This is a genomic window from Nocardia takedensis NBRC 100417, assembly GCF_000308695.1.
In the GTDB taxonomy this organism is placed as follows: domain Bacteria; phylum Actinomycetota; class Actinomycetes; order Mycobacteriales; family Mycobacteriaceae; genus Nocardia; species Nocardia takedensis.
The window spans coordinates 1-3,163 of sequence record NZ_BAGG01000205.1 but is presented as its reverse complement, the minus strand read 5'-3'; the positions used below and the strand labels follow the sequence as shown (position 1 = coordinate 3,163).

Annotated in this window: 4 protein-coding genes and 1 pseudogene; 3 read left to right on the top strand and 2 right to left on the bottom strand. The window is 63.5% G+C overall.

Annotation, left to right across the window (positions count from 1 at the left end):
- The 3 genes from ON30_RS28025 to ON30_RS37890 all read left to right on the top strand — a co-directional run.
- Positions 1-840, top strand: an 840-nt coding sequence (locus ON30_RS28025) for an IS3 family transposase (RefSeq protein ID WP_083911720.1), incomplete at its 5' end; no start/stop codon positions are given.
- Positions 841-1,087: 247 nt separating this feature from the next.
- On the top strand, positions 1,088-1,690 hold the full coding sequence (locus ON30_RS37895) for a TIR domain-containing protein (protein ID WP_083911719.1): 603 nt from the start codon (positions 1,088-1,090) through the stop codon (positions 1,688-1,690).
- A 116-nt stretch (positions 1,691-1,806) separates the two neighbouring features.
- A complete protein-coding gene (locus tag ON30_RS37890; protein WP_245554255.1) occupies positions 1,807-2,031 on the top strand; it encodes a transposase in 225 nt (74 codons plus the stop codon).
- Positions 2,032-2,041: 10 nt separating this feature from the next.
- On the opposite strand, the pseudogene ON30_RS28020 reads toward ON30_RS37890, so the two are convergent.
- A pseudogene (locus tag ON30_RS28020) lies at positions 2,042-2,230 on the bottom strand (IS3 family transposase); the annotation flags it as partial.
- A 33-nt stretch (positions 2,231-2,263) separates the two neighbouring features.
- Positions 2,264-3,163, bottom strand: a 900-nt coding sequence (locus ON30_RS28015; RefSeq protein WP_157183867.1) for an IS3 family transposase, incomplete at its 5' end; no start/stop codon positions are given.

Sequence of the window (3,163 nt, the reverse complement as noted above, 5' to 3'; positions counted from 1 at the left end):
AAACTTCTAGACCCGGAACGGCGACGCGCCGCGGTGGCTCATCTGCAACGTCTGTTCGGGATGAGTCAACGTCTGGCGTGTCGGGTGACCGGGCAGCATCGCAGTACTCAACGCCGCCCCCGTGCGAGCCAGGCGGTCACCGACCCCGATGCCGGGCTGCGGGCATGGCTTCGGGATTGGGTGAAATCCCATCCACGACAGGGGTTCCGGCGCGCCTATCACCAGGCTCGCGGGGAGGGCTGGGCGGTGAATCACAAGAAGATCCAACGACTCTGGCGTGAGGAAGGCTTGCGGGTGCCGCAGCGGCGCCGCCGCAAACGCCTCGGCGACTCGACCGTCACCACGCTGAGCGCGGACGCCCCGAACCGGGTCTGGGCGGTGGATTTCCAGTTCGACGCCACCGAGGACGGTCGGCCGGTGAAGATCGTTTCGATCATCGATGAACACACCCGCGAATGCCTCGGTGGGCTGGTGGAACGCTCGATCACCGCCGACCGGCTCATCGACGAACTCGACCGCATCGCCACCGTCCGCGGCTACCCGGCGGCGTTGCGGTGCGACAACGGACCGGAACTGGCCTGCTCGGCGATGGCGGACTGGGCCGGTGAACGCGTCGGCCTGGCCTTCATCCCACCCGGGCAGCTCTGGCGCAACGGCTACATCGAATCGTTCAACGGCCGACTGCGCGACGAATGCCTCAACATCAACAGTTTCTGGTCGATCACCCAGGCTCGGGTCGTGATCAGCGACTGGAAATCCGAATACAACCACCACCGCAGACATTCCGCACTGGGCTACCGCACCCCGGCCGGATACGCTGCGACCTGCACACACCGATAACCGACTCTCACAGAACCTGGACCGATCCACGGGGTCCCGTCAACTCCGCTGTCGACGTCAAATGGGTTCGCGCCGGGCGCGGCCAGGTTACGGTTCTCCATGATTCCGGACGTGGTAGCGACGGTAGTGCGGGGTGAGGCGGGACTGGATGCTACGAGTGGTCAGTTCCGGAGCGGATCTGCATCCGAAGATTGTCGGACGCCCGGTTTACACTCACCACGCCTTTCACTAGACATAAGGAGTCCCAGTGAGTCATTACAGTCAGCGGCAACTGCTCGCTGTCGCCCAACATGCCGCAGCGCGCAAGGCCGACCCATCTCGGCACAAGTGCTTCATCTCGTATCATGCGGAAGACACAGACGAGGTGGCTACGTTCCTCGACTCATTCGGGTCCGAATTCATCGCCAAGACAATTGGTGTCACCGATGAGGACGACTTCATCGACAGTGATGACACCGAATACATCATGCGCAGGATCCGTCAGGACTACCTCGGCGACTCCACTGTCACGATCGTCCTCGTAGGCAAATGTACCTGGGCACGCCGATACGTAGACTGGGAGGTCTACTCGTCGCTGCGTGCCAGCAAACACAGTAGTGTGAACGGACTGCTTGCAATCGAGTTGCCCAGTGTGGCGGTGGAAGGTACAAGTTTGCCCCCACGCGTAGGTGACAACATCGAGCGAGACGTAAACGGGAACGACCTCGGATACGCGCGTTATGTCAGGTATCCAACGAGTGCGGCCAGCATCCGCACTACCATCGACGACGCTTTTGCGGCGCGGACATCGAGAAGCTACTTGGTCGACAACACCAGACCACGTAAACAGCGGAGCTCCTCGTGCGGATGATCCGCTGCGACGGCTGATCGCCCCTGACGGGACCCCGTGGTTCGGTCCGGGTGATCTGGCCCCCGGTCGGGAGACCGCGGTTGTGAGAGTCGAGGCAGACTGACCCGTAGGAGGTCATGATGCCGAAATCCTTTGCGCCGTCGTTGCGGCGGCAGGTGTGTGCTCGGCTGCGGGCGGGTGAGCCCGTCGCCGAGGTCGCGGCTGAAACGGGTATTTCGCCTGCCACATTGTTCCGATGGAAGGCGCAGGTGCTCATCGATGCGGGAGTTCGTGAAGGTGTGCCGAGTGTGGAGGCCGATGAACTGGCCTCGGCGAAGAAGCGGATTGAACCGTCCCGGTGAGTCCGGAGACTTACTGGTGTGACAGCCCGGCGGTTCGCTGGGCTGGGTTCTGAGCGTAGTAGGCGGCCTCCATCTCGGCGGGTGGTATGTCCCCGCAATGCCGGTAGAGGCGCCGGTGGTTGAACCAGTCCACCCATTCGGCGGTGGCCAGCTCGACGTGATCGACCGTGCGCCACGGCGCGCGGGGTTTGATCAACTTGTGAGCGGTCCCCGATGACGAGTCCACCCGGGATCAGAGCCAGGTGATGTCGTTCGGTGTTCGGTTGGTCCCGCAGGTCACCGGGTGGTGGGTGTGGGCGCAGGCGGCAGCGTACTCCGCCGGTGTTCGGTAGCCCAGCGCGGAATGCCGGTGCCGTAGGTTGTGGTCGGCTTTGAAGTCACCGATCACCACTCGGGCCTCGAGCAGGCTGGTCCAGTGGTTGCGGTTCAAGCACTCGGTCCGCAACCTGCGGTTGAACGATTCGATGAACCCGTTGTTCCACGGAGTACCAGGCGGAATATAGGAGATCCCGACCCTGTCGGCGCAAAACCGTTGCAGGGCATGGGAAATCATCTCGGGACCGTTGTCCATCCGCAACACCCGTGGTGGGCCACCTGTCGTGGCGAACACCTTCTCCAACTCGGCGACCAGGCGTTCGGCGGTGATCGATCGCTCCACCACGTGCAGTAGTGATTCGCGGGTGTGTTCGTTGATCATCGACGCGATCTTCACCGCCCTCCCGTCCACAGTGGAATCGAACTGGAAGTCCAACGCCCACACCACCTTCGGTGCGTCGGCCTCGATCGGCGGCACCGACGACACCCCGGCGCGCTTGCGCGGGTGATGCTCGCGGACCTGTAGTCCTTCCTCGCGCCAGAGCCGGTGGACCTTCTTGGTGTTCACCCCGCGGCCCTCGTCGAACCGCAGCGCGGCCCAGGCACGGCGGAAACCGTGGCCTGGGTGTTTCATCGCGTAGGACCGCAACCAGGCCCGCAACACCGCGTCCGGGTCGGCCGGGCTGGTCGAGGCGGGCAGCCGACGGCAGGTGGATCGGTTCAGCCCGACGACCTTGCACGCGAACCGTTGCGACATGCCCATGACCGTCATGAGCATGTCCACGGCTCGACGCTTGGTGGCCGGGTCTAAAATTTT

Excerpts from the sequence above, each read along its gene's own strand:
- ON30_RS37890 (WP_245554255.1), top strand. The coding sequence starts at position 1,807 with ATGATGCCGAAATCCTTTGCGCCGTCGTTGCGGCGGCAGGTGTGTGCT.